The 18118-nt window shown below is 28.2% G+C and carries 14 protein-coding genes; 9 read left to right on the top strand and 5 right to left on the bottom strand.

What is annotated here, in order from left to right:
* Positions 1–3: 3 nt before the first annotated feature.
* The 3 genes from I0K12_RS13505 to I0K12_RS13495 all read left to right on the top strand — a co-directional run bounded on the left by I0K12_RS13505 (position 4) and on the right by I0K12_RS13495 (position 3984).
* Positions 4–2274, top strand: a complete 2271-nt coding sequence (locus I0K12_RS13505; protein ID WP_196888657.1) for a xanthine dehydrogenase molybdopterin binding subunit — start codon at positions 4–6, stop codon at positions 2272–2274.
* Positions 2275–2306: 32 nt separating this feature from the next.
* Entirely contained in the window at positions 2307–2750 is a 444-nt protein-coding gene (locus tag I0K12_RS13500; protein WP_196888656.1) for a hypothetical protein, read from the top strand.
* 190 nt (positions 2751–2940) lie between these two features.
* Positions 2941–3984, top strand: a complete 1044-nt coding sequence (locus tag I0K12_RS13495; protein ID WP_196888655.1) for a flavin-containing monooxygenase — start codon at positions 2941–2943, stop codon at positions 3982–3984.
* A 102-nt stretch (positions 3985–4086) separates the two neighbouring features.
* Here the strand turns inward: I0K12_RS13495 and buk are convergent, their stop codons facing one another.
* From buk to I0K12_RS13475, 4 genes are all read right to left on the bottom strand, one after another.
* Positions 4087–5157 (bottom strand): butyrate kinase, encoded by a 1071-nt coding sequence (gene buk / locus I0K12_RS13490; RefSeq protein WP_196888654.1) that lies wholly within the window; start codon positions 5155–5157, stop codon positions 4087–4089.
* Positions 5157–6068 (bottom strand): bifunctional enoyl-CoA hydratase/phosphate acetyltransferase, encoded by a 912-nt coding sequence (locus I0K12_RS13485; RefSeq protein ID WP_196888653.1) that lies wholly within the window; start codon positions 6066–6068, stop codon positions 5157–5159. Before I0K12_RS13485 ends, buk begins: the two co-directional genes overlap by 1 nt.
* Before the next feature lie 302 nt (positions 6069–6370).
* On the bottom strand, positions 6371–7303 hold the full coding sequence (locus I0K12_RS13480; RefSeq protein WP_196888652.1) for a DMT family transporter: 933 nt from the start codon (positions 7301–7303) through the stop codon (positions 6371–6373).
* An 18-nt stretch (positions 7304–7321) separates the two neighbouring features.
* Positions 7322–7669, bottom strand: coding sequence for an STAS/SEC14 domain-containing protein (locus I0K12_RS13475; RefSeq protein ID WP_196888651.1), 348 nt, complete (start codon positions 7667–7669; stop codon positions 7322–7324).
* Between the two features lie 581 nt (positions 7670–8250).
* On the opposite strand from I0K12_RS13475, the gene I0K12_RS13470 reads away from it, so the two are divergent.
* The 6 genes from I0K12_RS13470 (at position 8251) to I0K12_RS13445 (ending at position 17530) form a co-directional block, all read left to right on the top strand.
* The gene (locus I0K12_RS13470) at positions 8251–9159 is read left to right on the top strand and encodes a hypothetical protein (RefSeq protein ID WP_196888650.1); all 909 of its coding nucleotides are present in this window, start codon (positions 8251–8253) and stop codon (positions 9157–9159) included.
* Between the two features lie 145 nt (positions 9160–9304).
* A complete protein-coding gene (locus tag I0K12_RS13465) occupies positions 9305–10186 on the top strand; it encodes a DUF6268 family outer membrane beta-barrel protein (RefSeq protein WP_196888649.1) in 882 nt (293 codons plus the stop codon).
* A gap of 54 nt (positions 10187–10240) precedes the next feature.
* Positions 10241–12598, top strand: a complete 2358-nt coding sequence (locus I0K12_RS13460; protein ID WP_196888648.1) for a TolC family protein — start codon at positions 10241–10243, stop codon at positions 12596–12598.
* Between the two features lie 7 nt (positions 12599–12605).
* Positions 12606–13691: an efflux RND transporter periplasmic adaptor subunit gene (locus tag I0K12_RS13455; RefSeq protein WP_231372764.1), complete on the top strand. Its 1086-nt coding sequence runs from the start codon at positions 12606–12608 to the stop codon at positions 13689–13691.
* A 14-nt stretch (positions 13692–13705) separates the two neighbouring features.
* Positions 13706–16783, top strand: coding sequence for an efflux RND transporter permease subunit (locus I0K12_RS13450; protein ID WP_196888647.1), 3078 nt, complete (start codon positions 13706–13708; stop codon positions 16781–16783).
* 51 nt (positions 16784–16834) lie between these two features.
* Positions 16835–17530, top strand: coding sequence for a potassium channel family protein (locus tag I0K12_RS13445; protein WP_196888646.1), 696 nt, complete (start codon positions 16835–16837; stop codon positions 17528–17530).
* 53 nt (positions 17531–17583) lie between these two features.
* On the opposite strand, the gene msrA is transcribed toward I0K12_RS13445, so the two are convergent.
* Positions 17584–18117: a peptide-methionine (S)-S-oxide reductase MsrA gene (msrA, locus tag I0K12_RS13440; RefSeq protein WP_196888645.1), complete on the bottom strand. Its 534-nt coding sequence runs from the start codon at positions 18115–18117 to the stop codon at positions 17584–17586.
* Position 18118: the final 1 nt, after the last annotated feature.

Here is an 18118-nt window from a genome sequence, read left to right as displayed (position 1 = left end):
TTCATGAAAAACAAAGATAGTTGGACACATGTTACTGGAAAATCAATTTATATAGATGACATGATTACAAGAAGCGATACACTTCATGGAATTGTATTTGCCTCATCTGTTGCAAAAGGAAAAATTATTTCTATTGATTATTCTAAAGCTGAAAAAGCAGAAGGTGTTGTTCGAATTTTTACTTATAAAGATATTTCTGGTGAAAATCAAATAGGAAAAGTTGTTCAAGATGAAGAATTATGGGCAAAAGATGAAGTCGAATTTTGTGGACAACCTATTGCTCTGATTGTAGCAGAAAGTGAATTTTTGGGCAGACAAGCAAGAAATTTAATTGAAATAAATATTGAAGAAGAGGAAGCAATCACAACCGCAAGTGAAGCTTATGAAAAAAATATGATTTTAGGAAAACCTCGTCATTTTTGTTCAGGAAATACTAAGGAAGCTTTTGAGAATTGTGATTTTATTTTTGAAGGAAAAACATTTTCTAACGGACAAGAACACTTATATTTAGAAACTCAAGGTTGTTATGTTATTCCACAGGAAAATGATGGATTAAAAATATTTGCTTCTACACAAGCACCTACAAATATTCAAGTTATTGTTTCTAGAGTTTTAGGAATCCCGATGCACAAAATTGAAGTAGACGTGCAAAGACTTGGTGGTGGTTTTGGTGGAAAAGAAGATCAGGCAACTGCTTGGTCCACGATGGCTGCTGTTGCTGTTCAACATCTGAAAATTCCAGTAAAAATTATATTAAATCGACACGATGATTTATACATGACAGGAAAAAGACATCCGTATGAATCTACTTTTAAAATTGGACTTACAAAAGATTTAAAAATAAAAGCTTTTGAAGCAAAATATCTACAAAATTCAGGTGCTGCAACAGATTTATCTTTGGCTGTAGCAGAAAGAACAATGTTTCATGCTACAAATAGTTATTTTATAGAAAATGTAAAAACCAGTGTTTATAGTTGTAAAACAAATTTACCTCCAAATACAGCTTTTAGAGGTTTTGGAGGGCCTCAGGGAATGTTTGTGATAGAAAGTGCTATTGCAAAAGCAGCAAATGAAATTGGAGTTTCTAAAGAAAAAATTCAGTATAAAAATTTAATTCAAGAAAACGATTCGTTTTATTATGGACAAAAAGCTAAAAAAGTAGAAACTAAAAAATGCTGGGATATTGCTACAAAAACTTTTGATTTTGATTCGTTGAAAAAAGAAGTTGAGAATTTTAATCAAAAAGAAAAATATTTCAAAAAAGGAATTTCCATTATGCCTATTGCTTTTGGAATTTCTTTCACTGTTATTTCTATGAATCAAGCACGAGCTTTACTTCATATTTATCAAGATGGAAGTGTTGGAATTAGTACTGGAGCTGTTGAAATGGGACAAGGTGTGAATACTAAAATTGTTCAGATTGCTGCAAAAGAATTTGGTTTAAATACTTCAAAAATTAAAATTGAATCCACAAACACAACGAGAGTTGCAAATACTTCGCCTTCTGCTGCAAGTTCTACTACAGATTTAAATGGAAAAGCGTTACTACAAGCATGTAATTTGATTAAAGATCGTTTGAAGAAAATAGCGGCAAATCATCTTGATGAAAAAGAAGAAGATTTATTTTTTGAAAGCAATGAAATTAAAGGTAAACAAAAATCTATTGTCTGGGAAGATTTGATTGAATTAGCTTTAAAAGAAAGAGCGCAATTATCTGAAAAAGGACATTATATTACTCCAGAAATTAATTTCGACAGAGAAAAAGAAAAAGGACATCCGTTTTCTTACCATGTTTATGGAACAGCAATTTCTGTAGTTACAGTAGATTGTTTACGAGGAATTTATGAAATTGATAAAGTCCATATTGTTCATGATTTTGGAAAATCTATGAACGAAGATGTGGATTTAGGTCAAATTGAAGGTGGTTTGGTACAAGGAATTGGATGGATGACTTCAGAAGAAATTTCTTATAATGGAAACGGACGATTACTTTCAAATAGTCTTTCAACTTATAAAATCCCCGATTTGTTTTCAATTCCAAAAGAAATAAAAGTAAAAGCTCTAGAAACAGAAAATGATTCGGCAGCAATTTATAAATCAAAAGCTGTAGGAGAGCCTCCTTTGATGTATGGAATTGGGATTTATTTTGCGATTCAAAATGCTATTGAAAGTTTTAATAATAATTATGATTTAAAATTTCATTCGCCTTTTACACCAGAAAAAGTACTGATGAGTTTATATGAACCTTTAAAACAAAAAAATCCATCAAAGTAATTTACACAAAATATAATATTGTTCGTGGTGCTTTGGTTTATAGCATTGGAGATTCTATCGCAGCTTTGATTTTAGATAACTTTTCATGGTTGCGATTTTTTGGAATTATGTTTATAGGTGCAACTTTGTATGCAGCCGAAATTCCAAATTATTTTGCATGGATTGAAAAAAAAACTAAAAACTTTTCAGAAAGAAAAACAACAATTTTTAAAACTTTACTAGCTATTGCTTATTTTAATCCTTTATGGATTACGAGACATTTGTTTTTTATAGAATTATTTAGTGGAAAAATTCAAGATGTAACTTGGCATTTATTTTTAATCGGATTTTATTCTTTTCTTGGAAATATTCCACTTTCACTTTTGGCGAATTATTTAATTCAAAACAAAATCAAACTTACCTATAGATTTTTGGCAAGTGCTATTTTTTCAGGTTTAATGGCAATTTACTATGCTTTGAGTTATTCTATTTTCTAAAAAAGTGCAAAAAATATTATTATTAACAAAAGAGTAATATATCATAAATTGAAAAGTTTTAAAAGACATATTGTATTTATAATAACATTTTTCATTAATTTCTTAAATATTTAAAAATAACTAATAAAACTTACAAGCTAATAGAGTTTTTGTAAGTACCTTTGCAGGCTTCAAACTAAAATTAAGATTAATGTTAGATTATGTTATCATAGGTGGAGCACAAGCAGGATTAGCAATGGCTTATCATTTAAAACAAATGAATAAAAAGTTTATTGTTATTGATGGTGAAAAAGAAATAGGTGCTTCTTGGTTAAATAGATGGAATTCGTTAAAATTATTTACACCAACAGAATACAATCATTTACCAGGACTAAAATTTGATGCTCCAAAAGGTCATTATCCAACAAAGTTCGAAGTAAGTGAATATTTTAAAAAGTATGTGAAGAAATTTGATATTCCACTTGAATTAAACACTTTGATAACAGCTGTCTCAAAATCTGGAGACAAATATCTTATTAAATCTGATGCTAAAATTTTTGAAGCCAAAAATGTTATTATAGCAACAGGACCATTTCATATTCCTTTTACACCTGCATGCCATACTAAAATATCAAAAGATGTTTTTCAAATGCATAGTAATTATTATAAAGGGGTGCATCAACTTAAAGAGGGAGATACTTTAGTTGTTGGTGCAGGAGATTCAGGTTATCAAATTTTAGATGAAGTTTCAAGAGATAGCTCAAGAAATGTCTATTTTTCAGGTAATACAAATGTAAAAACAATACCTCAACAATTTTTAGGAAAAACACTTTGGTGGTGGTTCACCTTAATTGGTTTTTTAAGTTTCACTAAATATAGTTGGATCGGAAAAAAAATTAGTTCATTACCTCAACCGGTAATTGGAACAGATGTGAAAGAAATTTTATCTAGAAAAAATGTTACGTCTAAAGGTAGAACAAATGATGCGAATAGTAAAGAAATTATTTTTGAACAAGGAAAAATTTCTACAATCAAAAATATTATTTGGGCAACAGGATATAAACCAAATTTTAAATGGATTGAAGGTTTAGATTTAGATGATAAAGGATATCCAAATAATTTTAGAGGTGTAAGTAATATGGAAGGATTGTACTTTATAGGACTTCCTTGGATGCATACACGAGGATCTGCAACCTTAGGTGGAGTTGCTAAAGATGCAAAATATCTCGCAGATTTTATTAAAAAGAAAAATTAAACAAAAAAAGAAAGCTCATTTGCACCAAAGCCAATATGGTACAAATGAGCTATAACCTTAAATGAAAATCTTCAATTCTAAATTCTTAGAATTCTAATATTTTTATTGATATGTATTAATTTCAATTGAGTTTTGAAGAATTAAACTACCATTATATGCTAAAGCTTCTAATTCATCTTCTCCTGGAAAAACAGAATTTGGAGCAATAAACTTTGTGTATTCTTCAATTTTTGCAGTAACAAAATCACTATGAGCAACACCTCCAGTAATTAAAATTGCATCTACATTACCTTTTAATGCAACTGCCATACTTCCGATAGTTTTAGAAATCTGGTAACACATTGCTTCTAAAACCTCTGTAGCTTTTTCATCACCAGCTTCTACTCTATTTTCTACTTCAATCATGTTGTTTGTTCCAAGGTAAGCTGAAACTCCTCCTTTACCAACAATCATTTCATGCATTTCTTTTTCAGTATACTCACCGCTGAAAGCTTTTTTGATTAAATCTCCAGAAGGTACAGTTCCAGATCTTTCAGGTGAGAAAGGCCCTTCACCATCATAACCTTGATTTACATCAATCACTTTTCCTTTTTCGTGAGCACCAACTGTGATTCCACCTCCAATATGCGTAACAATTAAGTTTAAATCTTCATATTTTTTATCAATAGAAGCAGCATATTTTCTAGCTACAGCTTTTTGGTTTAAAGCATGAAAAATAGAAATTCTAGAAAATTCTGGATGACCAGTAAAACGAGCTAAGTTTGAAAGTTCATCTACAACCACAGGATCTGCGATATATGCTTTGATGTTTTGTTTTTCAGCAATCTCATTAGCTATTAATCCAGCTAAATTACTTGCATGAAATTTTGGAGCATGTTTTAAATCGTGTAACATTGTTTCATTTACATGATAAACTCCAGATAAAACAGGTTTTAAAAGTCCACCTCTTGCCATGATTAAAGCAAGATTGTTTACATCATAATTGTTTTCCTTTAAAACTGAAAAAATAATATTTTTTCTAAAAGAAATTTGATCTTCAATTGTGTTTAATTGTTCAATTTCTTCATTGTTATGATGAATGTTTTTTTCAAAAACTAATTGATCATTTTCAAAAACTCCAATTTTAGTAGAAGTTGAACCTGGATTTATTACTAAAATACCTTTATTTTCCATTATAATTTTGATGTTGAAGCTGCTGCTAATAAAATACTGTTAAACTTAGTTTCTTCTGAATCTGCTCTTGATGTAAGTACGATTGGGAACGGTGCTCCTAATACGATACCACATAATTTTGCATTTGCAAAGAATACAAATGATTTATAAAGCATATTTCCTGCTTCAATATTTGGAACTAATAAAATATCTGCGTTACCTGCAACTGGCCCTCCTAATCCTTTTGATTCTTTACTTTCAAAACTAATTGCATTATCAAAAGCTAAAGGTCCATCGATAATACAGTTTTTGATTTGCCCTCTTCTTTGCATAATTGAAAGTAAAGCGGCATCTGTTGTAGCAGGCATTTTTTGGTTTACCATTTCTACTGCTGCTAAAGCTGCAACAGTTGGTTTTTCAACACCTAATTTTCTAGCAAATCCTACTGCATTGTTTACAATTTCAATTTTTGCTTGTAAATCAGGAACAATGTTGAAAGCTACATCCGTAACTCCTAATAATTTATGATATTCTGGAATTTCGAAAATTGCGAAGTGTGAAAGGAAACGTTTTGTCTTTAATCCCCAATCTTTATTTAAAACACCCGAAAGTAATTCTTTTGTAGAAAGTTTTCCTTTCATTAAGATATCTGCTTCTCCAGTTGTAACTAAGCTTACAGATCTTTTTACAATTGCTTGAATATCTCTTTCGTAGTGCGTTGTTACATTTGATAAGTCAAAATTGAAAACCTTAGCGGTTTTTTCAATATCTAGTTTTTTTCCAACTAAGATAGGATCGATTAACCCTTTATTATATGCTTCGATAACAGCTCCTAAAGCATGCTCATCACCAGCTGCACATAACACTAATTTCTTTTTTTCTGGGTGTAAATCTACTATCTTTTGTAAATCTGAAATATGTCTTAACTCCATGTAAATCGTACTCTAAATGTTTCAGCAAAATTAATATTAAATTTTCATTTTTTAGGGGTAAAAAGCCTATCAAATAGACGATTTTTCGTAAAATCAATGATAAGTTTAATGTGTTGTAGATATGTTATTTTTAATGTGAATTCATTTTACAAAATGAATTGAAAAGATTTTTTTATTAATAATGAAATAATGGAACAAAATGAATTATTTACATTTTTATCAAAATTTATTAAATATTCTTTATTGAAAATCGAAATCAAAGTCTTTTTTTATTGATTTTTTAATTTATTCTAGAGCAAATTTTATTCTTTATTTTCATTGATCATTTTATTTCTTGTTGAAATATAAACACCAGAAATAATTAAAACCATACTTACCAAATCAATTAAAGTAATTTTTTCATGAAGAATAATATTTGCCAATAAACTACTGAAAACAGGAATTAAATAATAAAGTAATGACGTTTTAATAATTCCGATAAACTCTATGGCTTTTACCCAAAGATAATATCCTAAAAGAGATGCAGCGATTCCTATATATAATATATAATAAAGGTATTTTTCATCGAAGACAAGATTTCGTTCTTCACTATCCACTAAAAAATAAAAAGGTGTCATGACTAAAAGTCCAATCACTATGGTAACATAAATCACCAGATGGTTTGTAATTTCGGGATTTTTACGTTTTAAAAAGATAGTATAAATCGCAAAAGAAAAAGAAGCAAGTAACATATATATGTCACCAATTTTGAATTTTAATTTAATAATATTTTCAATGGATCCATTGGAGATAAGAATAGCAATACCAATGATTGTGATAATTACTCCTACAAAACCAACAAATTTGATTTTATACTTTAAAAATATTATAGAAAGAATAATTAAAAAAATAGGATAAAATGTTTCAATCAACGATAGATTTATAGCAGATGTTGATTGGCTTGCTAAATAAATAAGGGAATTTAATATAGAAACTCCTGTTATAGAAATTATTAATAAAGTCTTGAAATCTGATTTTATTAAATTGAAATTCTTTTTTGTGAAAAGATGAAAACTAAAAGGTGTGATTGCTACAAAAGCGACTAGCCATCGAGAATAATTTAATACAAGGGGGTTAATGACTTCTTGAACTTCTTTAGCAACGATAAAATTACCAGCCCAAAAAAGTGTTGATAAAATTCCAAATAAATATCCTAAAGTCGTTTTTATAGTAGATGTGTCTGATTTAGATTTCAAATTTTATATAATTAGTTTTTATTCACTTTCTACCCATTTCCAAGCTTTATTCACTTCTTTTTCATTAAAATACTTTTCAGCAAAAATAGCTATTGAGTTATTTGAAATCTTAGAAGAGTTTCTTTTAGTTATATAAACTACTTTATTAATAATATCTATTTTATTTAAATCCATTTTGAATTTCTCTAAATACCTTAAAATTAACGAGTCTTTTGAATTTATTCTAAAAAAAAGATTTACACTTTCATGCATTTTTTCTTTGTGTAGTATAGCATTTTTTATTCTAATGAGGTCATTATTTGTAGGTAAATTATTCACTTCATAAACTAAAGTGTCTTTTCTGTAACTGTTTATTTGTCTTATCATAATGAATGGTTTTTTTGGTTTATTTTTCTCTATTCAAAGTACGAAAAAAAACTATTTCATCCAAAAAATTAGATTAAAATTACAGTTTTAACCAATTGATTATCTTACACTTAAGCAAGATAACCACAATTACATAACTAATATTTTTTCAATAATAATGTGAATAAAAAACATTACTACTCCATCAATTAAATGAATTTGACAAAATCAAATTTGAGTACTAAAATTGTTTATAAAGTTTTCTAAAAATAAGTAAAAAACTATTTTTCTATTAAACATAATATTATTTCAAAAAAGAGCTTAAACAGTTAAATACATAATATTCAATATTTTAACTTTTAAATCTTATTTATCATTATTATAACATAAATTTGAAAAATACTTAATAAAAACAAGCTCAATATTTAGATTAAAGGAATTAAAAATTAACAATCATATATTATTATTTTTAAGAGTTTTATAGCAATTTCTTACATATTAGAAATAAATTTCGTAATTTCATAATAGAAAATCAAGCTAATAATCAAACTTATTAACAATGTTCTTAACATGTTTTATTTGAATTATTAACAATCGATTTTATGTTGTTTTTATTAATGTTTTTTAGAGAAGATGATATGGATTTAAAAACTACATTTATTATAGTATTGACATTACTACTTATAGGCTGCAAAAATTCTTCAGAGAAAGTTATAGTGATGAATTCAAGAACGAGTTCTATCGTAAATAGCAATCATTTGATTCCAACTAATATCGAGAACTTACCTTTTAAAAATATTCCTAAAAGAATTATTTTCAAGGAGAGTTATGTGCATAAAAGTTTAGGTATTAATCGTAATTATCTAGATTTATATAAACCTGAAATTTCTGTAAATCATATATATGATACAAAAATCCTTGAAGTAAGACCTCATAAATGGTTGGATAATAAAAAAGCTATTATCTATGTGCATGGAGATCAAAACATTTTTTCTTCTTTAAAAAACGTCATTCCTTTAGCTCATAAAACTAAAATGAGAATTATTTGTATTAAACAAAATTATGATACTTCTAGAAACTCAGTTTACAATTCTTTGAATATAACAAAGTATTTATTAGATGATGGCTATAAATTGAATGATATCGTTTTTTATGGTATTGGGAAAGGTAGTGAAATTGCTTTTAATTCGGTGGTAAACCTTATCAATTCTAAAAATGAAAGTCCTGGAGCTCTAATTATTTCATCTCCATACTCAAGTAATTCAAACATAAAAATTTCCGAAAATTGTTGTAAGCTACTTCCTCCTATCCTTATTCAGACAAACACAAAAAACAATAAATCCGAAGAAATTGTAAGTTTTTATCAAGAAATAACTAATAACAATGATGATTTAAAAATTGATAATTATGATGGTTTAATTATTTCTAAAAATTCTGATTGGAAAAACAATAATCATAAAAAAGCGTTAAAAACAGTAAATCAATTTATAAGACAAAAATTAGATTTTTAAACTTACTTTAAAGAGTATCAATGTTTTTCATTTTTTATTATATCCGTAATTTAACATAAATTTACAATACTATTTTTGTGCTTTTGATAAATATCATGTAATTTTTTAAATATTTTAATACTTTTGCGTCATAATATCAAATATAATGAAAAAAACAATCACCCTTTTATTAATTTTATTTTGTACTTCTGTTTTTTCTCAACAGAAACTTAATGAATTTGAATTATTTCGTGTCAGCTATACTAATTTTTCAAGAGCAAAAATAAAATCTGACTTTTCACAAGTTAAAGATGATAAAATCAGAATTGAAGAATATAGGATAAACTTTAATTATCCAATTGTTTCTAAAGACAAAAAAACAATCCTTATTAATGGAATTTCATACGTAAACATGAAACCTGTTTATAATTTCAATACTACTTTTACTAATGAAACTTCTGAAAACTATTATTCTATTAGTTATAACTTAGGCTTGGTTAAAAGATTAAAAAAAGATTGGACCATAACTGCGCTTGTTTCACCAACTCTTGCTTCTGACTTCAATGGAGAATTAAAATCTGATGATTTCATTCTTCAAGCATCTGCGATTGCAACAAAACAAGTTAGTAAAAACTTGAATTATGGATTTGGATTAAGTTATAATACAAGATTTGGACAGCCTCTTGTTGTCCCAATTTTACAATTAACTTACGTAAAAAACAAATGGAAAACAGTTGTTATTTTCCCTGGTATAATTGGAGAATTTTATCAGTTTAATAAAAATAATACTGTAGGTCTATTAGCTGCAATTAATGGTAGCCAGTTTAATATAAGTACAAAAGAAACCGTTTTAGATAATTTAAATTATACTCGAGTAAATTTTGGGCCAAGTTATGAAAGAAGCATTTACAAAGATTTAAAGATCAATTTATTTACTGGATATACTTTAGCTAAAAAAATCTCTTGGTCTACTTTCACAAAAGGAGATATAGATTTAAAACCTGAAAACAGTTATTTTTTTCAGATAAGCTTGAGATATGTTAAATAAATTTTAAGAAAAATAATTAACTTACGACTAAATACTATAACTAATTTTATGAAAATGAATTTCAAATCACTCTTTATTTTAACTCTTTTATTGAGTATCTTCACTACAAGTTATGCTCAAAGAAAGAAAAATATCACTATTGGTTTTTTAAGTGATACAACTACAAGAGATTCTCAGGAACATATTTCTAAGTTTGAGAAAGAAGTAAAAGCCGTAGTGGGCAATGATGCAAATATCATTTTTGATGATAAGTATAGTTTACAGAATAATTTTGATTGGAATAAAGCCGAGAAAAATTATGAAAGCTTAGTAAATAATCCTGAAGTAGACATCATTATCGTTTCTGGTCTTATTAATAACTACCTTTTGTATTTAAAAGAAGATTATGCTAAACCAACCATTATATTTGGTATGGTAAATGAAGACTTCATTGATGTTTCTGAAAAAAAAGCCACATCTGGTGTTCATAATCTAACTTATCTTATTCTTCCACAATCTTATAAAAGAGATTTAACTACTTTTCATGAAGTTTATCCTTTTAAAAAAATTGGTATTCTTGTAGAAAAAGAAGTTTCTGATATCTTACCAATAAGAAAAGTATTAGATGAATATTTTAAAAACACAAATTCGACTTATGAATTGATGTCATATTCGAACGGTGATGATATTTTAAATCAAATTAAAAATCACTCTGGAATTGACGCAGTTTATCTTACAGGTGGTTATTATCTTTCTGACAATGAAATTTCAGAGATTGCAGATTTATTAATTGAAAGAAAATTACCTTCTTTTGCTTCTACAGGAAGGAATGGAATTGAGCATGGAATTTTAATGTCAGATTCTACAGAAGAAAATGCAGAGCAAATTTACAGAAGATTATCTCTAGATATTGAATCTATAGTGGATGGTACAGATCCATCTAATCTGCCTGTACTTTTAAACTTTAATTCTGAACCAACAATTAATGTAGAAACTGCTTCAAAAATTAATCTTTCCCTTAAATATACAACTTTAGCAAAAGCAAATTTATATGGAGAATTAGATTCTTTTGAAACTGGAGAAAAGTATAATTTATTAAAAATCATGCAGCGTGCAATTAATGAAAATCTTTCTTTAAAAGCAAGTTCAAAAGATATTGATATTCAAGACAAAGAGGTGGATTTAGCCATTTCAAATTATTTCCCGAAAGCTTCTGCTTCTGCAAATAGTGTTTATTTAGATCCTAAATTAGCTGAAAACACACAAGGTCAAAATCCCGAATTTTACACTTCTGGTAAATTCACATTAGAACAAGTTATTTTTTCTGAGCAAGCATCTGCAGGAATTAAAATTCAAAAATATTTATTAAAAGCCCAAAAAGAGACATTTAATTCTTCTGAATTAGATGCTGTTTTTCAAGCAAGTCAAGCTTATTTTAATGTTTTAATTGCAAGAAAAACTGTAAATATTAATAATGAAAATTTAAAACTAACAAGAAAGAATTTACAAATTGCTGAGCAAAATTATAATGCAGGACAAAGTAGTAAAACTGATGTTCTTCGTTGGAAAAGTCAGATTGCAACAAGTACTTTAAATTTAATTACTGCGCAAAATACTTTAAAACAAGCTGTTTTTGCACTGAATCAAGTTTTAAATCTTCCAATAGAAACAGAATTAGATATTTCTGATGCTGATTTTGGTAAAGGTTTATTTAAGTCTTATGAATACAAACAATTAGAAGGTATTTTAGACGACCCTATATCACGCAAAAAATTTGTGGATTTCATCGTAGAGGAAGCTTTAAAAAATGCACCAGAGTTAAAATCTTTAGATTATAACATTAAAGCTTCCGAAAGAAATGCTAGTTTATATCAAAGATCAAAATTCCTTCCTACATTCGGATTACAAGCAGAGTATAATTATGATATTGATAGAAGTGGAAAAGGTTCTACTCCTCCTCCTGGATTTGTTATCCCTACTAATAATTATAATGTAGCTGTTAATGTTACGTTACCAATTTTTGATAGAACGCAAAGAGATTTAAATAGACAAAAAACAAAAGTTCAATTAGAGCAATTATCAATAAATAGAGATAATACTGTACTTACTATCAATCAAAATGTAAATACTGTTGTTACAGATATTATTAATCAAATTGCAAATATTGAGTTAACTCATGTTGCTACTGAATCTGCTAGAGAAAATTTAGAATTAAACCAAATTGCTTATACAAATGGAGCAATTCCAATTCCAACTTTGATTGATGCTCAGCAAAACTATATTCAAGCACAACAAGCAGAAGCAAATGCTACATATAACTATCTTTTAAGTTCAATTCAATTAGAAAGATTAATTAGTTATTATATCTTATTACATTCAAAAGAAGAAAACAACGAATTATTCAAAAGAATCGAAGACTATCTAACAAAATAATTAAAAAATGAAAAAATCAATATTTATCATATTATTAGGACTAATTTTCACTTTTACTTCTTGCGGTAATGATGAAAAAGTTCAGACAGAACAAAGAGTTCGACCTGTAAAATTCACCGAAATTGGATTTATTGGAGGTGAAAGAACTAGAACATTTGATGGTGTTGCTAGAAATAATAAAGAAGTAAATTTAAGTTTCCGTATTTCAGGAATTATAACTTATTATAATTTAAAATCTGGTCAAAAGGTTAAAAAAGGAGAACTTTTAGCAAAACTTGATAATGCTGAAACAACATTAGCTTATGAGCAAGCAGTAGCTTCTCTTAACAGCTCTAAATCTGCGTTGAATACAGCAAAATCTACTCTTGATAGAACTCGTACACTTTATGAAAAAGGAACAACTTCATTAAGTGAATATGAAAATGCTAAAAATGGATACGCTAGTGCAAAAGCAAACTATCAATCTGCACTTAGAAGTGTAGATATTCAAAAGAAACAAATTAGTTATGCTTCTATTTATGCTCCTTTTGATGGAACTATTATTTCTGAAGAAGCTGAAAAAGATGAAACTGTAAGCGCTGGAAAATTAATTGCAGTATTAAATGCAGGTGGTGATATGGAAGTACGTTTAGGAATTCCAGAAAATGTAATTAACAAAATGCAAATGAATATGGAAGTATCTATTTCATTTCCATCTTTAGAAGGATTAGTTTTCAATGGAGTTGTTTCTCAAATAACACCAGCTATTGATCAAAATACTTCTACTTATCCAATTAAAGTAAAAATTTTAGATCCTGTAAAAGATATTAAATCTGGAATGGTTGCAAAAGTAACTTTTGACTTTGAAACAAATACAGATAGAAATGTTTTGGTAGTTCCAATTAATGCTGTTGGTAAAGATGGACAAGGGAATTTTGTTTTCTTAATTAAATCAGATGATGATAAAACTGGAATAGCAGAAAAGAAATATATCCAAATTGGAGAGTTAACTGCTGAAGGTTTTGAAATCAAGAGCGGATTAAAACTTGGAGATAAAATCGCTACAGCAGGATTACAAACATTACTTAATGGTCAAAAAGTTTTACTTGACTAAAATTATTCAAGCTTATGAATATTACAAAATTTTCAATAGATAGAAATAGAATCACATTTACGGTTCTTTTCACCATAATAATTATGGGGCTTGTACTTTATCAATCTCTTTCTAGAGATAGTATGCCTCCATATACAGTACGTGTTGCAACTGTAGTTTCCTCTTTTCCTGGGGCTAGCCCTCAAAGAGTTGAAGAACTTGTTACAGATAAAATTGAAAAAGTATCACAAGAATTACCAGAATTAAAAGAAGTTTCAAGTACTTCTAGAACTGGGCTTTCTGTAGTGTCAGTTACTCTAAAAGACGAAGTAAAACCAGAAAAACTACAAGCTGTCTGGGATCGTCTTAGAAGAAAACTAGCTGATTTAAATGATTTACCACAAGGTGTTAACCCTCAATTAAAAGATGATGATGTTGGTGTCGTTTACGGTATTTCGTTAGGTTTAGTAAGTGATGGTATTTCTTATGCAGAAATGAAGGATTATGCTGATGATTTAAGAGATGAACTAATTAAATTACCTGATGCTGCAAAAGTTGAGCTTGGCGGTTCTCAAGAAGAAAGAGTTTTTATTGAATTTGATAATGCAAAATTGAAAGAGTATGGGTTAACTTCCAATAAACTTCAAAGCATCATTCAAAGTACAAATATTTTAAGTTCAGGAGGTCAAATCAATGTTGAAGATGAACGAATTATTTTAGAGCCAACTGGAAATTTTAATTCTGTAAATGATATCAGAAAAACATTAATTCCTGTTGGTGATGGTAGTGTTGTTGTAAACTTAGAAGACATTACCAAAATAACTAGAGGATATATCACTCCTCCTAGCCAAATTGTAACAGTTGATGGAAAAAATGCTATATCATTACACATTTCATTAAAAGAAGGAGCAAATGTAATTAAACTTGGAGAAAGTGTAAATCAGTTGATTGAAACTAATTTAGATAAACTTCCTATTGGTTTGGATATAGTCAGAGTTTCTTCAATTGATACTTATATTCAAGATAAGATTAGTGATTTCATGAGTAATCTTGTACAATCTATCGTGATTGTATTAGCTGTAATGTTAATCTTCCTTGGGTTTAGAACAGGAATGATCATTGCTAGTTTGATTCCAATTGTAACTATCATGACATTAATGATTATGGGATTAATCAATATAGGTCTAAATCAGGTTACTTTAGCTGCACTTATTATGGCTCTGGGTATGATGGTGGATAACGCCATTGTGGTAAGTGAATCCATCATTGTAAAAATGGAAGATGGAATGTCTGCAAAAGACGCTGCAATTTCATCTAGTTCTGAATTAATAATTCCTTTATTGATTTCAACATTAACAACTTCTGCTGCATTCTTATCATTCTTCCTAGCAGAATCTACAATGGGAGATATTGTAGGGCCAATTTTCGTGGTTATCACAATTGCTTTACTTTCATCTTGGATTATAGCACTTACAGTAGTTGCTTTATTTTGTTATTTATTTATCAAAATAAAAAAAGATGCTAAAGAGAGTTTCTTTGATAAATTTATTGGAGCATTGAAAAAATATTACAATACTTATATCATTTTAGCTCTTAAGAATAAATGGAAAGTGATTATTTCGATTGTAGTTCTATTTTTCCTTTCATTAGTTGGATTCACAAAAATCCCTTTCATTTTCTTCCCAGATAGTGATAGAAATCTAATAACTGTAGATATTAATTTACCTTTAGGAACTAAAATTGAAAGAACAGAAGAAATAGTTAAAGAATTAGAGCAATACATGATTGACTCACTTCTTGTAAATGATTCTCGTAAAAAAGGAATTACAAGTTGGTCTTCATTTGTTGGTCAAGGTCCAGAATCTTATGATTTAGGTTATTCACCAGATGAAGCAAACTCAAGTTATGCGCACATGCTTGTAAACACTTCTAGTTTTGAAGAAAACTTCAATTTAATTGAAAAATTAGATAGATATTGCTATTATGCTTATCCAAATGCTGATATTAAAGTAGGTCCTCTTGGAGCTGGTGGAGGTGGAACTCCTATTGAAATTAAAGTTTCAGGAGAAAATCCAGATGAATTAGCAAGAATTTCAGAGACAATTAAAGATAAATTAGTTTCTATTAACGGAACTAAAAACGTAAAAGATGATTGGGGTCCACAAAGTAAAAAGTTTGTAATTGATATTGATCAAAACAAAGCACAAAGAGCTGGTATTACAAACCAAGATATTGCTACTTCATTACAAACAGTTTTAGATGGATATCAAACAGGAGAATATAGAGAAGAAAATACTTCTATCCCAATTATTATGAGAAGTAATGAAGGGCAAGAATTATCTTTGTCTCTATTAGAAACTCTTAATGTTTATGCGCAAAATTCTGGAAAAAGTGTTCCGCTTTTAGAAGTTGCTTCCATAGTTCCAGAATGGCAATATGCAAAAATTAAACGTTTAGATTTAAATAGAACTATTAATGTACAATCTGAAATTACAGAAACAGCAAATGCTGCTGCAATTATGGAAACTGTAACTCCTTGGCTAAAAGAACAGACTAAAACTTGGCCAAATGGATATTCGTATCAATTAGGAGGAGATGCTAAAAATACTGCTGAAAATATGGGAGCTGTAGTAAAATACCTTCCTCTTTCTGGGTTTATTATTTTAATTCTGTTAATTATTCAGTTTAATTCATTCCGTAAAACTTTTATGGTATTAACAACTATTCCTCTTGGAATTATTGGAGTTGTAATTGGATTAATCGTTTTCAGATCAAGTTTTGGATTTATGGCTTTCTTAGGAGTAATTTCTCTAGCAGGAATTGTAATTAATAATGCCATTGTATTAATTGATAGAATTGAAATAGAATTAGCAAATGGCTTAGAAGCTCAAAAAGCAATTGTAGAAGCTTGTTTACAAAGGTTTAGACCAATTCTTCTTACTGCGTTTACAACGGTTCTTGGTCTTATCCCGCTTTATTTAGGTGGAGGAGCTATGTGGGAACCAATGGCTGTTACTATTATGGTTGGTTTACTTTTCGGAACAATTATTACGCTAGTATTCATTCCATCACTTTATAGTATATTATATAAAGTTCATTATAAAGAAGAATAAAATTAAAACACTCTAATTCTATTTAATTAGAGTGTTTTTTTATATTTGAATATGAAAATTTTAAAAGCATTAAATCACTGGTTATTACAATATAGATATGAAATTTATTTTTTCACAATCATATTAAGCTTATTCAGTAATTTATTTTTCCCATCTCAAACAGGAAATTCTCATCAACTTACTACTTTATTTTTCTTATTAAACCTTATTTCTGGAATTAATCTAATTGCAAGACAAAAAAGAGGAGCAAAAATATTTTATTTACTCTGGTTTGTCGTTTTGTTTTTATTTATTAATAATTTCTTTGAAGATGATGAACGTGGTGAAGGTTTGTCTAGTTTATTGATTTTCTTTTTAATCTATTCATTCTTTACTATAGAAATTATACGACAAATCTGGAACGAACAAACTGTAAGTAAAAATGTTATACTAGGTGTAATGAGTGGGTACATTTCATTAGGTTTAGTCGGTTTTTTTATTTTTCTAATTTTAGAAATTTACAACCCAAACTCTTTTGACGCTGTAGTTATTACTGCCAACAATGCAGCTTCTAGTGCTGAAGATTTACTTTATTTTAGTTTTATAACTTTACTAACAATAGGTTATGGAGATATTGTTCCTTCAACTACTATAGCTCAAAAGGCGACAATGTTATTAGGATTATCAGGTCAGTTTTATATGGTAATAATTACTGCTGTAATTGTAGGAAAGTATATAAATGATAGAGGAAAGAAAGAAGAAAAATAAAAGGCTTTTTCAAATTGAAAAAGCCTTTTAAAATATATTTTATAAAATAAACTTTATTTCAATTTACCATCAAACTTCTTTTTAAGCTTTTCCATTTTCGGACTTATTATCAGTTGACAATACTTCACTTCCGGATTTAACTCGTAAAAATCTTGATGCATATTTTCAGCATTAAAGAAATTTTTAAATGGAGAAACTTCTGTTACAATTGGGTCTTCAAAAACTTTTTCTCCAGTTAATTTTTGAATATAATTTTCAGCTTCCTTTTTTTGTTCTTCATTATGATAAAAAATCACAGAACGATATTGAGTTCCTTTATCATATCCTTGCTGATTTAATGTAGTAGGATCATGCATCTCAAAAAAGATTTCTAATAAATCCTGATATGAAATTATTGAAGTATCAAAAGTTAATTGCACTACCTCAGCATGTCCAGTTGTTCCTTGACAAACCTCTCTATAGGCAGGATTTATAATATTTCCTCCACCATATCCAGAAACTACTGTTTCAATTCCTTTTATTTGTCTAAAATAGGCATCTAGACACCAAAAACACCCTCCTCCGAATGTTGCTATATCATTTCTCATA

This window comes from Aureivirga sp. CE67, assembly GCF_015767245.1.
Taxonomy (GTDB): Bacteria; Bacteroidota; Bacteroidia; order Flavobacteriales; family Flavobacteriaceae; genus Aureivirga.
Note: the sequence above shows the minus strand (reverse complement) of the source record. Positions and strands in the feature narration are given on the sequence as shown.

What these genes read in the sequence shown, in the direction of transcription:
- I0K12_RS13505 (WP_196888657.1), top strand. Translation starts at nt 4, where the DNA reads ATGAAAAACAAAGATAGTTGGACACATGTTACTGGAAAATCAATTTAT.
- I0K12_RS13495 (WP_196888655.1), top strand. Translation starts at nt 2,941, where the DNA reads ATGTTAGATTATGTTATCATAGGTGGAGCACAAGCAGGATTAGCAATG.
- buk (WP_196888654.1), bottom strand. Translation starts at nt 5,157, where the DNA reads ATGGAAAATAAAGGTATTTTAGTAATAAATCCAGGTTCAACTTCTACT.
- I0K12_RS13485 (WP_196888653.1), bottom strand. Translation starts at nt 6,068, where the DNA reads ATGGAGTTAAGACATATTTCAGATTTACAAAAGATAGTAGATTTACAC.
- I0K12_RS13475 (WP_196888651.1), bottom strand. Translation starts at nt 7,669, where the DNA reads ATGATAAGACAAATAAACAGTTACAGAAAAGACACTTTAGTTTATGAA.
- I0K12_RS13470 (WP_196888650.1), top strand. Translation starts at nt 8,251, where the DNA reads ATGTTGTTTTTATTAATGTTTTTTAGAGAAGATGATATGGATTTAAAA.
- I0K12_RS13465 (WP_196888649.1), top strand. Translation starts at nt 9,305, where the DNA reads ATGAAAAAAACAATCACCCTTTTATTAATTTTATTTTGTACTTCTGTT.
- I0K12_RS13460 (WP_196888648.1), top strand. Translation starts at nt 10,241, where the DNA reads ATGAATTTCAAATCACTCTTTATTTTAACTCTTTTATTGAGTATCTTC.
- I0K12_RS13455 (WP_231372764.1), top strand. Translation starts at nt 12,606, where the DNA reads ATGAAAAAATCAATATTTATCATATTATTAGGACTAATTTTCACTTTT.
- I0K12_RS13450 (WP_196888647.1), top strand. Translation starts at nt 13,706, where the DNA reads ATGAATATTACAAAATTTTCAATAGATAGAAATAGAATCACATTTACG.
- I0K12_RS13445 (WP_196888646.1), top strand. Translation starts at nt 16,835, where the DNA reads ATGAAAATTTTAAAAGCATTAAATCACTGGTTATTACAATATAGATAT.
- msrA (WP_196888645.1), bottom strand. Translation starts at nt 18,117, where the DNA reads ATGAGAAATGATATAGCAACATTCGGAGGAGGGTGTTTTTGGTGTCTA.